Annotated in this window: 11 protein-coding genes; 3 read left to right on the plus strand and 8 right to left on the minus strand. The window is 56.9% G+C overall.

The features are described from left to right. Positions 1 to 2 precede the first annotated feature (2 nt). The 6 genes from HMPREF1121_RS05720 to HMPREF1121_RS05750 form a co-directional block, all read right to left on the minus strand. The gene (locus HMPREF1121_RS05720; RefSeq protein WP_044115267.1) at positions 3 to 932 is read right to left on the minus strand and encodes a tRNA (adenosine(37)-N6)-dimethylallyltransferase; all 930 of its coding nucleotides are present in this window, start codon (positions 930 to 932) and stop codon (positions 3 to 5) included. Further along, positions 929 to 2,425: an IMP dehydrogenase gene (locus HMPREF1121_RS05725; protein WP_044115268.1), complete on the minus strand. Its 1,497-nt coding sequence runs from the start codon at positions 2,423 to 2,425 to the stop codon at positions 929 to 931. Before HMPREF1121_RS05725 ends, HMPREF1121_RS05720 begins: the two co-directional genes overlap by 4 nt. 24 nt (positions 2,426 to 2,449) lie before the next feature. Then, complete coding sequence (locus tag HMPREF1121_RS05730; protein WP_044115269.1) at positions 2,450 to 3,670, minus strand: bifunctional 3,4-dihydroxy-2-butanone-4-phosphate synthase/GTP cyclohydrolase II; 1,221 nt, start codon at positions 3,668 to 3,670, stop codon at positions 2,450 to 2,452. After that, positions 3,667 to 5,703, minus strand: a complete 2,037-nt coding sequence (locus HMPREF1121_RS05735; RefSeq protein ID WP_232223744.1) for an LptF/LptG family permease — start codon at positions 5,701 to 5,703, stop codon at positions 3,667 to 3,669. The genes HMPREF1121_RS05730 and HMPREF1121_RS05735 overlap by 4 nt, the downstream gene beginning before the upstream one ends. A 396-nt stretch (positions 5,704 to 6,099) precedes the next feature. Beyond that, positions 6,100 to 7,614: a RagB/SusD family nutrient uptake outer membrane protein gene (locus tag HMPREF1121_RS05745; protein WP_044115273.1), complete on the minus strand. Its 1,515-nt coding sequence runs from the start codon at positions 7,612 to 7,614 to the stop codon at positions 6,100 to 6,102. 36 nt (positions 7,615 to 7,650) lie between these two features. Beyond that, positions 7,651 to 10,716: a SusC/RagA family TonB-linked outer membrane protein gene (locus tag HMPREF1121_RS05750; RefSeq protein ID WP_044115275.1), complete on the minus strand. Its 3,066-nt coding sequence runs from the start codon at positions 10,714 to 10,716 to the stop codon at positions 7,651 to 7,653. 1,423 nt (positions 10,717 to 12,139) lie between these two features. Here HMPREF1121_RS05750 and HMPREF1121_RS05755 point away from each other — a divergent pair. From HMPREF1121_RS05755 to rnr, 3 genes are all read left to right on the plus strand, one after another. After that, entirely contained in the window at positions 12,140 to 13,681 is a 1,542-nt protein-coding gene (locus tag HMPREF1121_RS05755) for a sensor histidine kinase (RefSeq protein WP_044115276.1), read from the plus strand. Positions 13,682 to 13,757: 76 nt separating this feature from the next. Continuing rightward, entirely contained in the window at positions 13,758 to 14,483 is a 726-nt protein-coding gene (locus tag HMPREF1121_RS05760) for a response regulator transcription factor (RefSeq protein ID WP_009432267.1), read from the plus strand. Positions 14,484 to 14,622: 139 nt separating this feature from the next. Beyond that, the gene (gene rnr / locus HMPREF1121_RS05765) at positions 14,623 to 16,890 is read left to right on the plus strand and encodes a ribonuclease R (protein ID WP_044115277.1); all 2,268 of its coding nucleotides are present in this window, start codon (positions 14,623 to 14,625) and stop codon (positions 16,888 to 16,890) included. Between the two features lie 121 nt (positions 16,891 to 17,011). Here rnr and fabG read toward each other — a convergent pair whose 3' ends face one another. Further along, positions 17,012 to 17,758: a 3-oxoacyl-[acyl-carrier-protein] reductase gene (fabG, locus tag HMPREF1121_RS05770; protein WP_044115278.1), complete on the minus strand. Its 747-nt coding sequence runs from the start codon at positions 17,756 to 17,758 to the stop codon at positions 17,012 to 17,014. A gap of 11 nt (positions 17,759 to 17,769) precedes the next feature. Continuing rightward, a complete protein-coding gene (locus HMPREF1121_RS05775) occupies positions 17,770 to 18,384 on the minus strand; it encodes a TetR/AcrR family transcriptional regulator (protein ID WP_044115279.1) in 615 nt (204 codons plus the stop codon). Positions 18,385 to 18,735 lie beyond the last annotated feature (351 nt).

The following is an 18,735-nucleotide window of genomic DNA, read 5'->3' on the forward strand; positions in this document are numbered from 1 at the left end:
GGCTACTTCTGCTCCCATGCCTCGAGGTACTCTAAGGCCTGGCTGAGCTGCTCCTCACGGGGCAGTAGTCCGTCGATATAGTGAAGGGTGAAGCCTCGGCGCTCCATGCCTCTGAACCACGTCATCTGTCGCTTGGCGAACTGATGGATGGCCGTCTCTAAGGCGGTAAAGAGCTCGTCGCGGGTCAGCTCTCCGAGGAGGTGCTGCGTGACGAACTTATACTCCAGCCCGTAGTAGATGAGGTCTTCGGGTGCGATACCCGAATCGATGAGGCGCTGGACCTCCCCGATGAGATCGCCTTCGTCAAGGCGCTGACGGAGGCGTGCGGTGATGCGCGCCCTGCGCTCCTCACGGGGAAGGGTGATGCAGAGGATGAGGCTCTCTATGGGCTCGTACTCGGTGTGGTCAGCTCCTGCGAGGTGCTCCCGCTGGATATAGTCCGCGATCTCGATAGCACGGATAGCGCGCTGGGGCGAGTCGAGGTCCGTATCATTGTGCAGGGGGCCGTAGGAGGTAAGACGCTCACGGAGAGAGGCGAGCGAAAGCCCTTGTAGGCTCTCTCGTAGCACTGGATTGGGTGCTACGTCGGGTAGATGATAGCCTCGGAGGACGGCTTCGGCATAGAGCCCTGTGCCGCCACAGAGGATGGGGTGCTGGATGCCTCGCTCGCGGATGGCAGCATACGCCTCGTGGAAGGCGTGCTGCCATGCGAAGAGGTTGTACTTCGTCCCGGCAGGGACGATGTTGATGAGGTGGTAGGGGATGGTCGTCCCCTCATAGGTGTACTCGGAGAGGTCCTTGCCGGTGCCGACGTCCATACCGCGATAGACTTGGCGCGAGTCCGCACTGAGGATCTCTGAGCCAAGTCTATGCGCTAGACGGACGGCCAGGGCAGTCTTGCCCGATGCGGTAGGTCCGAGTAGGGTGATCATCCGCGATCCTTGAGGATCACATCATGCGCGCCCCCTTCGACGATGGAGGTGCTGGAGACGAGGGTGATCTTAGCCTTCTGCTGGAGCTCGGGCAGGGTGATAGCACCGCAGCTGCACATCGTGGCCTTCATCTTGCCGAGGGTCTGTGCGAGGTTGTCCTTGAGCTTACCAGCGTAGGGGACGTAGCTGTCGACACCTTCTTCGAACTTCAGAGCTTCGCTACCACCGCTGTCGTAGCGCTGCCAGTTCTGAGCGCGGTTCGAGCCTTCGCCCCAGTATTCCTTGACGATGTTGTTGCCGATCTTGAGCTTGCGCGTGGGTGACTCGTCGAAGCGAGCGAAGTAGCGACCCATCATGAGGAAGTCGGCACCCATAGCGATAGCCAGCGTCATGTGGTAGTCGTGTACCAGACCGCCGTCGCTACAGATGGGGACGTAGATACCCGTCTCCTCGAAGTACTTGTCACGAGCCTGAGCGACATCGATGATCGCCGTAGCCTGACCGCGACCGATACCCTTCTGCTCACGAGTGATACAGATGGAGCCACCACCGATACCGACCTTGATGAAGTCTGCACCAGCCTCAGCGAGGTAGCGGAAGCCCTCTTCGTCGACGACGTTGCCAGCGCCGACGAGGACCTTGTCGCCGTACTTCTCGCGGATCCAGCGGAGGGTATCGTACTGCCACTCAGAGTAGCCGTCAGAGGAGTCGATACAGAGGACGTCTGCGCCAGCTTCGACGAGGGCGGGGACACGCTCAGCGTAGTCGCGGGTGTTGATACCAGCACCTACGAGGAGCTCCTTCGTAGCCTTGTTGGAGAGCTCGACGGGATTGTCCTTATGCGCATCGTAGTCCTTGCGGAAGACGAGGTAGACGAGGTTGTCGTTCTCATCGATGATAGGCAGGGTATTGAGCTTGTGCTCCCAGATGATGTTGTTGGCTTCCTTGAGGGAGATGCCGAGGCGACCGACCTTGAGCTTAGAGAAGGGGGTCATGAAGTCCTTGACGAGGGTATCCTCGGGCGTGGTACCGATGCGGTAGTCACGGCTGGTGACGATACCGAGCAGACGACCGTTGGGCGAGCCGTCTTTGGTGACACCGATCGTCGAGTGACCCATGCGGGCACGCAGAGTGAGGACATCACGCAGCGTAGCGTCGGGGCGGATGTTGGAGTCGCTCGATACGAAGCCTGCCTTAAACTTCTTCACGCGGCGTACCATCTCAGCCTGCTCAGCGATGGGCTGCGAGCCGTAGATGAAGGAGAGCCCGCCATTGCGAGCCAGCTCGATGGCCAGCGTATCGTTGGAGACCGACTGCATGATCGCCGAGACGAAGGGGATATTGAGGCTGATGCGGGGCTCCTGGCCACGAGCGAAGCGGACCAGTGGCGTGGTCAGAGAGACGTTCTGTGGGGTGCACTGACGTGTCGTGAGCCCTGGGATAAGGAGGTACTCCCCGAAAGTGCGGGAGACTTCGTTGACGAATATTGCCATAAGCTATATGGATGAAGTGGGTGATTACTTGTTGAGGTGGGGGAGGACGTGGCCCATGCGATCCTTCTTCGTCTGCATGTAGAAGGCGTTATGCTCATTGGGCTGGATCTCCAGAGGAAGCGTCTCGACGACTTCGAGGCCGTAGCCTTCGAGGCCGACGCGCTTGATGGGGTTGTTGGAGAGTAGGCGCATCTGCTGGATGCCGAGCTGCTGGAGGATCTGAGCGCCGACGCCGTAGTCACGTTCGTCAGCCTGGTGACCGAGGTGGAGGTTCGCATCGACGGTGTCTAAGCCCTCTTCCTGAAGCTTGTAGGCGCGGATCTTCTCCATAAGACCGATGCCACGGCCTTCCTGATTGAGGTAGACGACGACGCCACGACCTTCCTTCTCGATGAGCTCCATAGCCTTGTGCAGCTGCTCGCCACACTCGCAGCGCATCGAGCCGAAGATGTCGCCCGTGGCACAGCTGGAGTGTACGCGTACGAGGACGGGCTGGCCGTTAGCGACGTCACCCTTGATCAGCGCGATGTGCTCGAGACCATTGCTCTTCTGCTTGAAGGGGATGAGGCGGAAGTCGCCCCACTGCGTGGGCATGGCGACCTCTTCACCACGCTCTACGATGCTCTCCGTGCGGAGGCGGTAGGCGATGAGATCCTTGATGGTGATGATCTTCAGGCCGAAGCGCTGAGCGACCTCCCACAGCTGGGGAAGGCGAGCCATCGTACCATCCTCGTTGATGATCTCGATGAGTGCGGCTACAGGCTGCAGGCCAGCCAGACGGGCCAGGTCAACGGCCGCTTCGGTATGCCCCGCACGGCGCAGGACACCCTTGTTGCGAGCACGCAGTGGGCAGACGTGACCAGGACGGGCCAGATCGCCTGGGGTGATATTGGGGTCAGCTAAGGCGAGGATCGTCTGGGCACGGTCATACATCGATACACCGGTGGTGCAGCCATTGCCGAGTCGGTCGACGGTGACGGTGAATGGGGTCTCGTGGACGGAGGTATTGTTGGGTACCTGCATCTCGAGCTCGAGTTCACGGGCACGGTCTTCAGTGATAGGTGCGCAGAGGACACCACGGCCGTAGCGCATCATGAAGTTCACCTTCTCGGGGGTAACCTTTTCAGCGGCGATGATGAAGTCGCCTTCGTTCTCGCGGTCCTCATCGTCGACGACGATAAGGAATTCACCACGGCGGAAGTCTTCGAGGGCTTCCTCGATGGTGTTTAGCTTGATTTCGCTCATAGATCTTGTGTGTGTATAGCTACCTCCCAGGAGTCTGGATCGGTAGACTGTGTAGTGGATAATTCGGGGGCGGAGCGATGGACTCCCTTAGCGGCTACAGCGACTTCTTCGGCGATCTGCGTGAGCACCGTGCGTGTCGTGCGAAGGTCAGCCTTGAGGTGGGTGCGTACTCGCGAGAGGAAGAGTCCAGACGGAAGAGATATGGGGAGGATAGCCCCAAGGATACGGCCCCAGCGCGGCTCCTCTGGGAGGAAGGGCGAGAGGCGTGTGGGCAGGAGAGGGAGGTCGCAGAGCTTGCTGACCAAGAGTCGTGAGGGCGTGTGGCGCAGGCTCTCGGTGATAGCGTCGAGCTCTTCGCTGAGGGCTGCCAATGCCTGCTGCTCGGCTCCGTGGCTCCAGATCTGCCAGATACGTCCTGAGAGCATAGGGCTGCGGAGGAGGGCATCAGTATGCGCGATGGCTTGTGCCACAGCGACGGCACCAGCCTCATAGTCGGCTTCTTCGATGATGAGCTCTTGATACTCGACCTTACGGACCCCGCGGAAGCCGAAGAGCTTGCGGAAGAAGATCACGTAGGCCTCGACGTTGAGCGCCGAAGAGTCTTGGTTCGCCTTGTATGCGAGGAATATCCCGACGGGGAAGAGGAGGATGTTACTCAGCCACATCCCCAGCCAGATAGGTATCGACTCGCTGCGTAGCATGTTCGTGCCGAAGGAGTCGATGATGAAGTAGACGACGAAGAAGAAGATGGAGATGATGATAGGCATCCCGATCCCCCCACGGCGTACGATGGCGCCGAGGCTGGCGCCGATGAGAGCGAAGATGATACAGGAGACGGGGAAGGTGAACTTGCGATGCCACTCCTGATGGAAGGTGCGGTAGTGATAGAACTCTGTGTCGTCCGTACCCGTATAGATCTGGGCTTCCTCCGTGATACGCTTCGCCTTGTCGAGGGCGGAGCCGATAGCCTCCAAGCTGTCTTGTGCAGTGAGTGTGAGTGATGCCTTGGCTTCCTCCGGCTTCACTCCGCTGGTCTCTTTCACGAGGGTAGCGATACGCTCCTGCTGGCGGGCGAAGACCGTGGTGTCCTCGTAGGCATAGGGAGAGAAGCCGTAGTGGCTGGTCAAGAGGTCGGACTGCACGATGCGAGCGTAGCTATTGCGCGTGCTATCGAGGATGGGGCGGATGGAGTCAATGGATACCTGCAGCTGATGAAGATTCTTCCCGACGTACATGGAGCTGAGCTCTCCCTCGTCCTGCATCTTGATATTGGCATCGAAGGGGATGAAGGTCTCACTGTAGTCAAAGTGAGGGAGCATGTAGGGGACAGGCTCGCTGGCGGTATTGTAGCTCTGCGTCTGGATGTTCTCAAAGCTCTGACCTTGATAGAGCTTGAGGACGAGGAACTTCTTACTCTTGTCCATCACCAGACGGCCTGAGTCGGCACGGATGATGCGCGGATTGAGGTAGCCACGGCTCATGTCGTAGACCATCATACGGTGCATCAGCCCCGTGCTCGCATCGCGGCTCTTGGCGTAGAGGCTGTAGCCTGGGATACCAGTATAGAATACCCCCGGGGTGATCTCCATCTCGGGGGCTGCATACTTGGCTGTGATGACCAGGGTCCACATGCGGACCTGGGCACGGATCATCAGATCGTTTTGGAAGTAGAAGAGCCCGCATGCCATCGCCACGACGAGGAGCATGATGGGGCGGATGATGCGGTAGAGGCGGATACCCGAGGCTTTCAGCGCAAGGAGCTCAAGGCGCTCACCCAGATTGCCCAGCGTCATCAGCGACGCCAGCAGGATACCCAGCGGGAGCGACATGGGGATGAAGGAGAGGGCTGCATAGAAGATAATCTTTAGCAGCATGAAGCCACTCAACCCCTTGCCGACCAGCTCATCGATGTAGCGCCAGAGGAACTGCATCACCACGATGAACCAGCACACGGCGAAGCTCATCACGAAGAGCGGGATGAAAGTCCGGAGGATATACTTATCTACGATCTTGGGCACGTCTACTATCGCCAATTTATTAATCGCAAAGATACACTTTTTAGGGCTATAGAGGGAAATGCACCTTCGGGGGGAAGTCGCACTTCCTGCAGGGTATTTACACTCTTCCTATGTGGGATTTGATGGGCTTGCCCCTGAGGCGGTGATGCTCCCCGTCGTAGAGGGTAGTACCAACCTATATAGGTCGGCGGGTGAATCTATATTGCTCGTGATGGCGACCTATATAGGTCAGAGCGCGTACCTATATAGGTTCACCCAGCGACCAATATAGCTTTGCGCACCTTCTCTTTCGGGAGCTTTGCTCTTCTCTAAAAACGGCATCTCCCCCCGCCTCCTCTATTCGAGTGACGGGGGGGGATGCTATAGTGGGGTTACTTCAGAGCGGTGGGCAGTGCCCACCCTCTAAGAGGCTTAGTAACCAGGGTTCTGCTGCTTGCCCAGCGTAGCGTTCGCATTGATTTCGCTCTCGGGGATGGGGAGGATCGTGCGGAAGTACGTGTGGTCGAAGGTGCGAGCTTCGTTGATCAGCGCACCGTGCCAGCCGACAAGACCCTTGTAGAAGCGTTCGCAAGTCTGACCATTACGCATCAGGTCATAGAAGCGGTGGCCTTCACCGACGAGTTCCTTACTACGCTCCTTGAGGATGCGAGCGAGGGTGAGGTCGCCTGCAGCGACGCTCTTGGCGGGGTTAGCACGCTTGACGATGACGTTGAGGTAATTCAGGGCGGTAGATGTATCGCCGAGCTTGAAGGCAGCTTCAGCAGCATTCAGATAGACTTCAGCCAGACGGATGACGGGGATGTCGTTGGTACGCATATCCTTGAGGGCTGCCTTACCAGGGTACTTCCCGATGAACATCTTCATGTCAGGCGTAGCGTCAGGGAGATTCTTTACGACCCCTTCAGCCTTCGTGCCTGTGCTTGCCCAGAGGACATTCCAGCGGATATCGTTGTCGTCTTCCTTCATCTCTTCGTAGAACTTCTTCGTGATGAAGGCGTTGTAATACCCATTGACGTGGAGCACGTAGGCAAGCCCTTCGCGGTCGGCCCAGTCCTTAGAGTCGAAGTTCACGATCGAGAAGATCATTTCCTTCGAGCTGGCTTCGCTCCAGACCTGCTTGTAGGTCGTGACATCGGTAGCGAGCTCATAGAGATGGCTGTCGATGACTTCCTTGCTCAGGCTGAGTGCCTTCGTATTGCCCTCGGTGTCTCCCTTGTAGAGGTACACGCGAGCTAGAAGTGCCTTAGCTGCAGACTTGCTGATGTAGCCATAGCTGGTATCCTCAAGGGCATTGCTGGAGATAGCCTCCGTGAGGTTCTTGATGATGAAGTCATAGCATTCCTTGAGGGTGTTACGACCTGGCGTAGCAGCATTGTCGGGGATACCCTCGATGAGGGGAACACCCAGCGCAGCCCCATCATTGGAGTAGGGATAGGGCGTAGCGTAGACACGGCAGAGGTCGAAGTAGCAGAGTGCACGTACGGCCTGAGCTTGTGCCTTGGCGTTGGCGATCTCCTTCTGCAGGCTGGCTGAAGCTCCCTGAGAGAGCTTTTCGCACATCTGCAGGAGGCGGTTAGCGCGACGGATCGTATTGTAGATCTTGAACCAAGGCCCCGTGATATTGCTACGGGTATAGTCCATCTTGTAGTAATTATTCCCGCGGGAGCCTACGGTGGGGCACTGCATATCATCCCCTCGTACATCCCCTATGATGGTGAAGGATTGACCGTAGTATGAGGTGCTGGATCTTCCTCCCTGGAGGCCGTCAAAGAGACCACGGAGGGAGGGCTGTAGGAGGCTTTCTTCCTTGAGCGCCTTCTCCGTGCCAGTGGAGTTCGAAGGCTCGGTGTTGAAGTAACCCTTACAGGACGAGATGCTGGCCACGAGGCCCAGGGAGGCCATGAGGCCTATGATGATCCTTTTCATAAGACTTGAACTGTCATTTGTGTGGTTAGCAATACACTAGATACCGACCTGAAGACCGAAGGTGACGGTGCGCAGGGGAGGCGTGCCGTAGGCTACGAAGCCACGCTGCTCGGGGTCGACGACGAGCATCTTATCCTTCCACGTGAGGAGGTTGTTACCTGCAGCGTAGAGGCGCAGGGTGTTGACACCGATCTTCTCAGTCCAGCGCTTAGGAGCAGTGAAGCCGATGGTGAAGTTCTTCAGACGCAGGTGGTCGGTGGGGCGCAGGAAGCGGGTCGAGTACGTATACGTATTCGTAGGCTCGAAGGAGGGAAGCTCCGTCTTGTCACCGACCTTCTTCCAGATCTTATTGATGTCGTAGTACTTGGGGATAGCCAGGTTCAGCACTTCTTCGTTACCGTCCTGGTAGAGCGCGGTAGCGCTATCGTAGAGGTAGCCACCGAGGGAGTAGCTGAGGGTGAAGTTGATGTCGACGGGGCCCCAAGTGATGTTGTTGATAAGCCCGCCAGTGAAGGTGGGGTCAAAGGGCTTGTCATCGATACGACGACGGTTGGCCTGAGAGCCCTCCGTGACGATGGAGCGGTCGTAGGTCTTCGTGGCTTCGTCGTACTTATTGGAGTAGTACTGTACCTTACCCGTCTTGGGGTCGATACCAGCGTATTCAGCCAGATAGTAGGCGTTGTAGGGGTGACCAACTTCGTGGATCCAAGTGCGGTCTACACGTGTGGTTTGTATGCCGTCGTAGCGCAGGAGGGTATTCTTGTTGTGGCCGAGAGAGAAGGTCGTGCTCCAAGAGAACTTGTCCGTAGAGATATTGGTCGAGCGCAGTTCGACTTCAAAGCCCGTATTGCGCATACTACCTACGTTCTGCAGCTCGCTGCTGAAGCCCGTCGTACCTGAGATGTTCTTGTAGAGGAGTAGGTCGGTAGTCAGACGGTTGTAGTAGTCGAAGGTAACACCGACACGATTGAAGAGGCGGAAGTCAAGACCGAGGTTGAAAGCCTTGTTCTTTTCCCAAGAGAGGTTGGGTGATCCGAGATCGCTTTCCGAAGCCCCCGTACCCCCGTTGTAGTTGTAGCCGAAGCTGTAGAGGGAGAGGTGGTCGTAGTAGCCGTAGGGGAGCGTACCGTTAGCACCGTAAGAGAGACGCAGACGGGTGTCGGAGAGGATGGGCTCGAGAGACTTCATGAACTTTTCCTTACCGATGTTCCATGAGCCAGAGAGTGACCAGAAGAGCCCCCAGCGGTGAGCTGGAGCCAGGCGAGAAGAGCCGTCCCAGCGGGCTGAAGCACCGAAGATGTAGCGGTCATCATAAGCGTAGTCCCCCTTGACGAGGAAGGAGAGCATGCGGGTCTTGTCGACTTCGGTGCTACCGCTTGAGTTCCCTGCATTCCCCAGTTCGTACTTGAGGTAAGAGGGGAAGTCAGTACCCCAGATATAGACGTTCAGCCGGTCGAAGGCTTCGGACTCGAAGCTGGCTACACCAGAGAGGTGATGCTTGCCGAAGTCATGGTTAGCGTAGAGCTGTGACTGCGTGGTGAGGGTAGCACGCTCGAGGTTGGAGCGCTGGAAGACCCCGTTAGCAGCTTCACCGTCACCTTGGCGAGGGTCCCACCAGACGGCTTCTTCGGAGTTGGTGTAGTCGTAGCTTACGTTCTGACGAAGCTTCAGCCAGGGGAAGACGGTGAACGTAGCTTCGAGAGAGGGGTAGACGCGCACGAGCTGCGTTTCGGAGAAGTTCTGCGTCGTGGCGAAGAGGGGGTTGATGTTGTTGTTCCCCGAGAAGCTGTTGTTGTAAGATCCATCTTCCTTGAAGGGATAGTTGGATGGGGTCAGTGTAGCGGATACGCCGAAGATAGGGTTAGCGTAGGCGCCACCTTCACTGCTGGTGTGCTGCTTGGTCTTAGCGAAGAGCATGCGAGCCTTCAGCTCCAGACGGCGGTCGGTGTGGCTGACGTTGAAGCTACCGGTCAGACGGTTGAAGTCAGAGGCCAGCGAGATACCCTTCTGGTCTGCGTAGGACATTGAGGTGTAGAACTTCGTCTTCTCACCACCACCCGAGACGCTGAACTCGTAGTTCTGTGAAGCACCATTGCGGAGGAGGATCTTGCGCCAGTCCGTGTAGCCAGACCAAGGCTTAGCGATGGCGGTACCGATGGTCTTCTCTACCTGAGCAGCTACGTCAGAGGCGTTGGGGTAGAGGAGCTGATTCGTCGTCTTGTCGCGGAGCTCGCTGTAGTACTTGGTGTACCCGTGGCGGATCAGCTCGTTACGCTTCTCTGCACTGAGGGTAGGGCGGTAGTCGATAGCCATATCCGAGCTACCCCAGTCAGCCTTGAAGTTGTAGTGCGTCTTCCCAGCACGACCGCTCTTGGTCGTGATGACGACGACCCCGTTAGCTGCACGTGAGCCGTAGAGGGCTGCAGCACCAGCGTCCTTGATGACGGTGATATTCTCGATGTCGTTGGAGTTGATCGTAGAGAGTGGGCTCATCCCCCCCTTAGCGTAGTCGAAGACTGAGGCGCTGGAGTTATTGACCGGTACCCCATCAATGACGTAGAGTGGGTCGCTACCAGCGTTGATAGAGCCGAGACCACGGATACGCACCGTAGCGATGCTACCGGGCTGACCCGAGTTGGAGTTCACTGCTACCCCTGCGATAGCCCCAGTGAGCTTATCTTCGAGGGATGTGGTGGGCACGTCCTTCATGTTCTTCGTGGAGATGGTCGTAGCAGACCCTGCGAAGGCGGACTTACGGGTGTTCCCATACCCCGTGATGACGACGTCCTTGATCACCTGCTCTTCAGCCTGCAGGGTGATCTTCATCTCACCCGAGGCGATGGGCAGCTTGAGCTTGTTGTAGCCGATACAGCTAATCGTAAGGTGCTTAGCTGCATCTGGTAGCTTCAGCGTGAAGCGTCCGTTGACGTCGGTCATGGTCCCTGTGGTGGGGAACTCGACGCAGGACACGCTGGCTGCGATGACGGGCTCCTTATCCGCAGATGAGATGATGACCCCCGTGACGGTGATCGTCTTCTTCTGCGACCAACCCACTCCTGCGAAGAGGAAGAGGGCGAGGAGGAAGAAAAGTGCTCTTCTCATGAGAATAGTAGTTTTAGTGTGATATGTGGGTACTTGCTTTGAGCCGTAACTTGGGATTACTATCTATTCATGGGTTACTCTGGAGGTGTCATCCTCGCGGTCTTTCACGTCATGTCTTTCTCCTAAAGGGAGGGTTGCCCCACCCGTGCTCCAGCGTATCCTTTTTTCAAATGTAGAGATTTTTATTTCCTATCCAATAGCAGGGTGCTGGCTTGGGTGGGGAGAGCCGCTATTTATAGCCCTTTAAAGTCGAGTGTTTCATCGCTGTTTAGGTGCCCTATGGATGGAATAGGTCTTCTCTAAATACCTGTGTATTATGTATATGCGATGTTCATGATGCTCCCTCTTTTTTGCTCTCTTAGTCCTTCTTTGTGTGCGCTTTTGGAGGGCGAAATTTTCTTCCTCGGAGGGCCTGTAAAGGGGTGTTTTCCAGGTCAAAATAACCTTAAATAATTTAGGAAGTTCGTTTGGTTTTCGACGTGTATCAAAGGAATGTGGCGCTTTTGGTTTTGGTATTTAAGGATGGGCCTTCGTGGAGGTGGGTTTTTGTTCCTCTCGTCGTTGTGCTTTTTATTCAGCTTATCGCTTCCTCACTTCTCGTGCTGACGCGGTATGCCCCATACGACTCCTTACATAATATATGTAGGGGGAGGGACTCCCTATCGTGGGAATTTCTCGGTGGGAATTTCTCGCCGAGTACTGCTATCCTCTCGCTGCCGCCTTGGCGAGATGTGGGTTCCTGATTATAGTGGCTTGTAGGCGAAGCTCGGGAGGTCGATGTGCAGACGACTACTGGTCTGGAGTTAAACGACTATTGTAGCCGTTGCTACGCATAGGAATAAAAGTTGCGGACGAGTGGTAGATAAGTTTGGGCTACGTACGTGGCTCTAATATCTACGTACGTAGACTTTAGGGTTTTCGTGCCTGGTCATTAAGACTATGTACGTAGACAGAGGAAAACCACTACGTGAAGGCGCTTTTTCCTTCGCGAGAGCAATGCTTTTCCTTCCGCTGGATGAGAGGAATACTTGCGATAAGGCGAAGGGCTTGTGTGTCACTTCGGAGAGGTATATCGGGGGGGGGGGGCTGGGCGTGCGATGCCTTAGCAGAGTAAATAGCGGGCAGGACTCGCGGCAATAGGCTCGGGTGCAAGTGCCGCGCTAAAGGCGATGCATCGGCTTCGCATCCTCAGGGTGGCAGCGGGTGGATACCGTGTGGTGTAACGTCGGTAGGGTGCTGCTTCGTGAGCGAATTTTATGGTGACATATCTTTACCTTATCGCCGGGTGAGTGAGGAAGAAAGGGGGTATCTTTGACGCTTTGAAAAGGAATTAACGGTGCGAAGGGCGGAAATGCTTATCTTTGCATATAATAACAGTAATGTGTCTCTTTAGTCGTCACTCCCAATAGCTACTGCATCGTTCATGAGAAAACGAGTCATCTGGATCATCGTCATGGCCCTTGTCTCGGCCTATGGACTCCTCTCATGGGTGCAATATGAATACTATGGTCGCGTGCTTGAGCTGCGCACCGAGGGGATTCGCAATCAGATGAAGGAAGCGATGGGCGAGGTGGCAGAAGAGCTACAGGTACGTGAGCTGATACGCTACCTCAATAAGGGGCTCAATCGTAAGAATGACCGCTTTGAGGACAGCGAGTTCCTACCGACCTCTGTCGCTTCATTCGATATCTGGACGCGCACCAAGCTCGATACCCAGATCGTCCGGCGGGCTCTGGATCGGGAGAACATCTACCTGAAGATGCCACACAAGGGGAATACGAGTCGTGTCGACTACCGTCCGTCCGACCGCCTTGTACACGCCTACTTCTCCAACGTCCATGCGCTCGACCGCTACATCCTGAAGTATCTATATGATAGCTACAACAAGGATAGCATCCCGCAGATGGTGAATGTGCGTCTCTTGAAGAGCCTCATCCGTGAGCATCTGGACAACAAGGATCTCTGCGGGCCCTACATGATGTCGCTACATGACTACCAGGGGCGTACGCTCTATGAGTACATCCCCCCGGCGATGGTCAATGCCAAGCGATGGGAAGAGCGCAATACCGTGGTGCAGTATCTCTTCGTGCCGACTGATGGCTCTGAGATGGACCGCCCCTACATGAAGGTCACGCTTGACGCCACCCCCACGAAGTCGGAGGTGCTTCGGCTGGCATTGCCCAGCTTCATCTCCACAATCATCGTGCTTGTCCTCGGCTTCTCCGCCCTCGGGGTCCTTCTCAAGCACATGAGCTTCTCCTCGCAGCGCACGAGCTTCATCAACAATATGACGCATGAGCTGAAGACGCCTGTGAGTACCATCCTCCTCTCCAGTCAGTCGCTGGGACAGTCACTTGCCGAGCGAGGCGACCTCACGCCGCGAGCTCAGAGTGCACTGGATATCATCGGGCTGGAGGCACAGCGTATGAAGTTCCTCATCGACAAGGTGCTGCAGTTCTCGCTGCTGGACGGAGCTTCGGGGCGCTTCTCACTGGAGCCCTTGGACGTCAATGAGCTGCTCCTGCCCGTAGCGGAGATTTATACCTTCCACGCCCAGCAACGTGGCGGAGACTTGGAGCTGGACCTGGATGCCCTGAATACGTGGGTGCAGGGAAATCATATTCACCTCTCCAACGTCTTCTTCAACCTCCTCGACAACGCGGTCAAGTACAGCCGCCCCGATATGCCCCTGCGTCTGGCGATCCGTACTGCTGACGAAGACGGCAAGATCCGTATCACCATCGAGGATAATGGGATCGGGATGGAGAAGCGCGAGCTGAAGCGTGTCTTCGACCGCTTCTACCGCGTCACCTCCGGCAAGCGCCACGACGTGCGTGGCTTCGGCCTGGGTCTGGCGTACGTGACCTCCGTCATCAACCAGTGTGGCGGTACGATCACTGCCGAGAGTGAGCTGGGTGTGGGGACTAAGATGATCATTCGCCTACCGGCCTCTGAGCCGGAGTAGTGCTACCAAGCGGTTTGCGTTACCTACCTATATAGTATATAGATTATAAACTACGACAGCTAATAGATTAAAGACTATGGACGAACCATTAAAGATCCTCCTCTGTGAGGATGAAGAGAATCTCGGGACCATCCTTCAGGAGCTCCTGCAGAGTAAGAAGTTCGCCGTCACGCTCTGTACTGATGGTGACCAGGGATGGGAAGCCTTCAAGAGCGCTAAGTACGACCTTTGTCTCCTGGATATCATGATGCCCAAGCGTGATGGTCTCACCCTAGCAAAGGATATTCGTAGCCTCTCGGCCGACGTGCCCATCATCTTCCTCACCGCCCTCGGTATGCGTGAGAACATCCTCGAGGGCTTCCGCTCTGGGGCTGACGACTACATCACCAAGCCCTTCAGCATGGAGGAGCTCCTCCTGCGTATCGAGGCGATCCTGCGCCGCACGATCAAGCACGAGGGCGAGAAGGAGCCCCAGCGCGTGTACCAGCTCGGGCGCTATATCTTCAATACGACGACTCAGACGCTCTCCCTCGGCGAGACGTCACGTCGCCTGACGACCAAGGAGTGCGAGCTGCTCTCGCTGCTCTGTCTCTTCGCCAATCAGACGCTCGAGCGTAGCCATGCGCTCAACGTCATCTGGGGGCTCACCGAGCCTACTGGCGGGCATGAGAACTCCTTCAGCCAGCGTAGTATGGACGTCTATGTGACGAAGCTTCGCCGCATGCTCGATGCTGATCCTCGCGTCGAGATCAAGAACGTCCACGGTAAGGGATACAAGCTCGTCATCCCCACTGAGGCGTAGGCACGCCCCCTCTTGGGCTCCGCCCACTACTCATCAGACAGCTACACATCACTTACCTCCCCCTTGGCCGCCTTCCTTCGGCGGGTATCCTCCGCGATATCTGCCGTAGGAGAGTGGCCTATTATCCATAAAGAATTGAATGATGAGTAAAAAGAATAAGCCCATCTCTGCCAAGAAGGGGAAACCCTCCAAGCAAGGCACAGACAAAGGGCAATCCATAAGTAAGCGGGATATCCTCCGCATCGCACGCCTGGTATTTGAGCAGAATGATGGGCGTGTACTGACCTACAAGCAGGTCTGCCATGCCTTCGGTAAGACGAATATGGGGCAGAAGCGTGCCATCTACCAGACGCTCGTCTCGATGGCTGAAGGTGGCGAGATCCAGGAGCTGGAGCCTGGGCGCTTCGTCCGTGGTGGCCTCTCGAAGGAGCGCCTCGAAGGGCGCTTCGACTACCGTGCAGGCCGTGCTTCCTTCATCCCCGATGACCCCGAGATCGATACCCTTCCCCTCTCTGATCGTGCGCTCGCCAATGCCCTGCATGGCGACCGTGTCGCCGTATCCTTCGTGCGTACCCGCCGTGGGGAGTACAAGCGTGTGCAGGTCGTCGAGATCCTGGAGCGCCGTGAGGCGACCTATGTCGGGCGTCTGCAGATCTCTCGTGGCTATGCCTTCTTCGTCTCGCTCAATAAGGAGCTACGCCAGGATGTCTTCATCCCCGAGGATAAGACCATGGGTGCGACGGGCCATGATAAGGTCGTCGTGCGCATCACTGACTGGGATCGCAAGAGCAAGAACCCTCGCGGGGAAGTCGTCGATATCCTCGGTAAGGCCGGTGACAACTCTACGGAGATGCACGCCATCCTCGCTGAGTTCGGCCTCCCCTATAGCTATCCTGAGGCCGTAGAGAAGGCTGCCGAAGCACTCTCTACCGAGATCACCGAAGAGGAGCTCGCACAGCGTGAGGACTTCCGTGGGGTGCTGACCTGCACCATCGACCCGCGTGATGCGAAGGACTTCGACGACGCCCTCTCCTTCCGCACGCTACCTGAAGGGGGCTATGAAGTCGGGGTGCATATCGCCGACGTCAGCCACTATGTCCAGCCTGGTAGTATCATCGATGATGAGGCCTACAAGCGTGCCACCAGTGTCTACCTCGTGGACCGCACGATACCTATGCTCCCCGAGCGCCTGAGCAACTTCCTCTGCTCGCTCCGCCCCGACGAGGATAAGTATGCCTACAGCTGTATCTTCTCACTGGACGAAGAGGCACAGCTCCGCTCAGCACGCATCGCTCGCACCGTCATCCGTAGCCAGCGTCGCTTCACCTATGAGGAGGCACAGGAGATCATCGAGACGGGGAAGGGCGACCATGCAGAGGCTATCCTGACGCTTCACCGCCTGGCGCAGAAGCTCCGTGCTCGCCGCTTCGAGGTGGGGAGTATCGCCTTTGACCGCCCCGAAGTCCGCTTCGAGCTGGACGAAGACGGCAAGCCCCTCTCTGTATATATCAAGGAGAGCAAGCCCGCTCACCAGCTCATCGAGGAATTCATGCTGCTGGCAAACCGTACGGTCGCCGAGCGTATAGCCGAGCCTGCTCGCAAGGATATCAGCCCCGCCCTTCGCTTGGGGCGTGGCGGTAAGCCTGCCTTCGTCTACCGTATCCACGAGGCCCCCGATGAGGAGAAGCTCCGAGGTCTCTCCGACTACGTGCGTCGCTTCGGCTACAAGCTCAAGGTCGAGGGCGGAAGCTCCGTCATCGCTAAGAGCCTCAATGCCCTGCTCGCTGATATCAAGGGTAAGCCCGAGGAGGATATGCTGACGATGCTCGCTATCCGCTCGATGGCTAAGGCACGCTATACCACGACGCATATCGGTCACTACGGCCTTGGCTTCGATAGCTATACGCACTTCACCTCGCCTATTCGCCGCTACCCTGACTTGATGGTGCACCGCCTCCTCACACGCTACCTCATCGAGGGTAAGCCTTCGGCGGATGCCGCTGCGCTGGAGGATCAGTGTGACCATGCCTCTGAGATGGAGAGTGTGGCAGCCAATGCCGAGCGCTCCTCGATCAAGTATAAGCAGGTCGAGTACATGATCCCCCGTCTGGGTGAGGCCTTCACGGGTGTCATCACGGGGCTGGCTGACTGGGGCTTCTACGTCGAGCTGGAGGAGAATAAGTGCGAAGGGCTGGTACCTGCACGTGACCTCTCCGACGACTACTACGTCTATGATGAGGCGAACTTCCGTCTCGTCGGGCGCCATACGGGCCGCACGTTCACCCTTGGTCAGCGTGTCGAGGTCGTCGTGGCGCAGGCCGATCTGGCACGCCGTCAGCTGGACTTCGCTCTGGATGAGCCAGAGATGAAGCGCCCTGAGCCCCGTCGTGCGCTGCGCCGCTATTAGTCTCAGAAGGCGCACCGACTCCACTATAAAAGCTAAGGCTTGGCCCCACTGATGTGGAGCCAAGCCTTATGCGTATATGCCTTCGCCAGGTGAAGGCTATGGGAGTCTGTCCGCTCGTGGACTACATGTTCATCCCACCGCAGACGTGGATCGTCTGACCGGAGACATAGCTGGAGAGGTCGCTCGCGAGGAAGGTAGCTACGTTAGCTACGTCCTCAGGCGTACCGCCACGGCGGAGGGGGATCTGTACTTCCCACTGCTTGCGCACTTCTTCAGAGAGTGCACCCGTCATATCGGTGATGATGAAGCCAGGGGCAATAGCGTTAGCACGGACACCGCGAGCGCCGAGCTCCTTTGCGATGCTCTTTGCCAGACCGATCATACCAGCCTTAGAAGCGGAGTAGTTCGCCTGACCTGCGTTGCCAGATACACCGACGACGCTGGCCATGTTGATGATGCTACCGCTACGCTGCTTGACCATGACGGGGGTGACAGCGTGGATGAGGTTGAAGGCACTCTTGAGGTTGACGTTGATGACGAGGTCCCACTGCTCTTCGGTCATACGCATCATCAGCCCGTCACGGGTGATACCAGCGTTGTTGACGAGGACGTCGATACGGCCGAAGTCTGCGACGACTGCTTCGACGAGCTTGTGAGCATCTTCGAAGTTAGCTGCGTTAGAGGCATAAGCCTTAGCCTTGACACCGAGCCCTTCGAGCTCCTTGACGAAGGCTTCTACAGTCTCGTCGATCTTGAGGTCAGTGATCACTACGGAAGCACCTTCCTGTGCATACTTGAGTGCAATAGCGCGGCCGATACCACGGCCTGCGCCGGTGATGATGGCTACCTTGTTAGCAAGTAGATTCATTGTTTATCGTATTAAGAGTTGGATTCGTTGGGTACCTCTTCACTCTGGCGGATGCCGAAGAGCAGGAGGTGGCGTACTGCTGCGCGGATCTCCTCGACCGTGCCCTTGGAGCGGTAAGCCCCGCTGATGAACGGGACTTCCATGCCCTTGACGATGTTCTGCAGGAGGTAGGCCGTGAGGCGCGTGTCGGGGACGTGGAAGAGTCCACTTTCCTTCCCCTCCTCGAGGAGCTCGCGAAGCTGGCGGATCTCCTTCTCGTCGAAGGCTGCGCGGGAGTTCTCTACGAGCCAGATGTCACGGAAGAACTCGGCACGGAGCGAGCCATTGCGCAGGACCAAGTCCTTCATCTTGTCCAGATGCGTCAGGAGCATCGTCAGGATCTTGTCCTCGGGTGAAGCGGGGAGGCGGCGGATCAGCTCCAGGTCGTGCCATAGGCGCTCGAGCTCGCGCTCGATGACGGCGTGGAAGATCTCATCCTTGTTGCGGAAGTAGGTATAGAGCGTACGCCGGCCCTTCTTCGAAGCGTCGGCAATATCGTTCATCGTCGTGTTGGTGAACCCAACCCGAGCGAAGAGCTGCCGAGCCACCTCGATCATGAGGTCTTTTGTCTTGACAATAGTAGCCATGCGTAGCTGTCTCTGTATCCTTATCTATATTAATTTATGGTGTACCTCGTGAGGGTATTCCCCTCTGAAAGTACGGACAAAGTTATGAAAAATTGCGCAAAAGTGCCCGATGCGTGCAATGAGGGGGCTGTGCCTCACTTGGCATTTCCCCCTGAGAGGTAGGGGAGTGCGCCCCGCATTCTACCCCTTTGCTACCACGTCTCTATATTGCTTGCTCCTCGACTCTGCGAGGGGTGAAAACGTAACCTATACGGGTCGGTGAAGCAACCTCTATGAGTACGTAGGTAGAGCTATATAGGATGGCGAAGAAAGCTATATAGCTTTGGATCGATTCCTATATAGCTTTGTGAA

The organism is Porphyromonas sp. KLE 1280, from assembly GCF_000700805.1.
GTDB lineage: Bacteria > Bacteroidota > Bacteroidia > Bacteroidales > Porphyromonadaceae > Porphyromonas > Porphyromonas pasteri.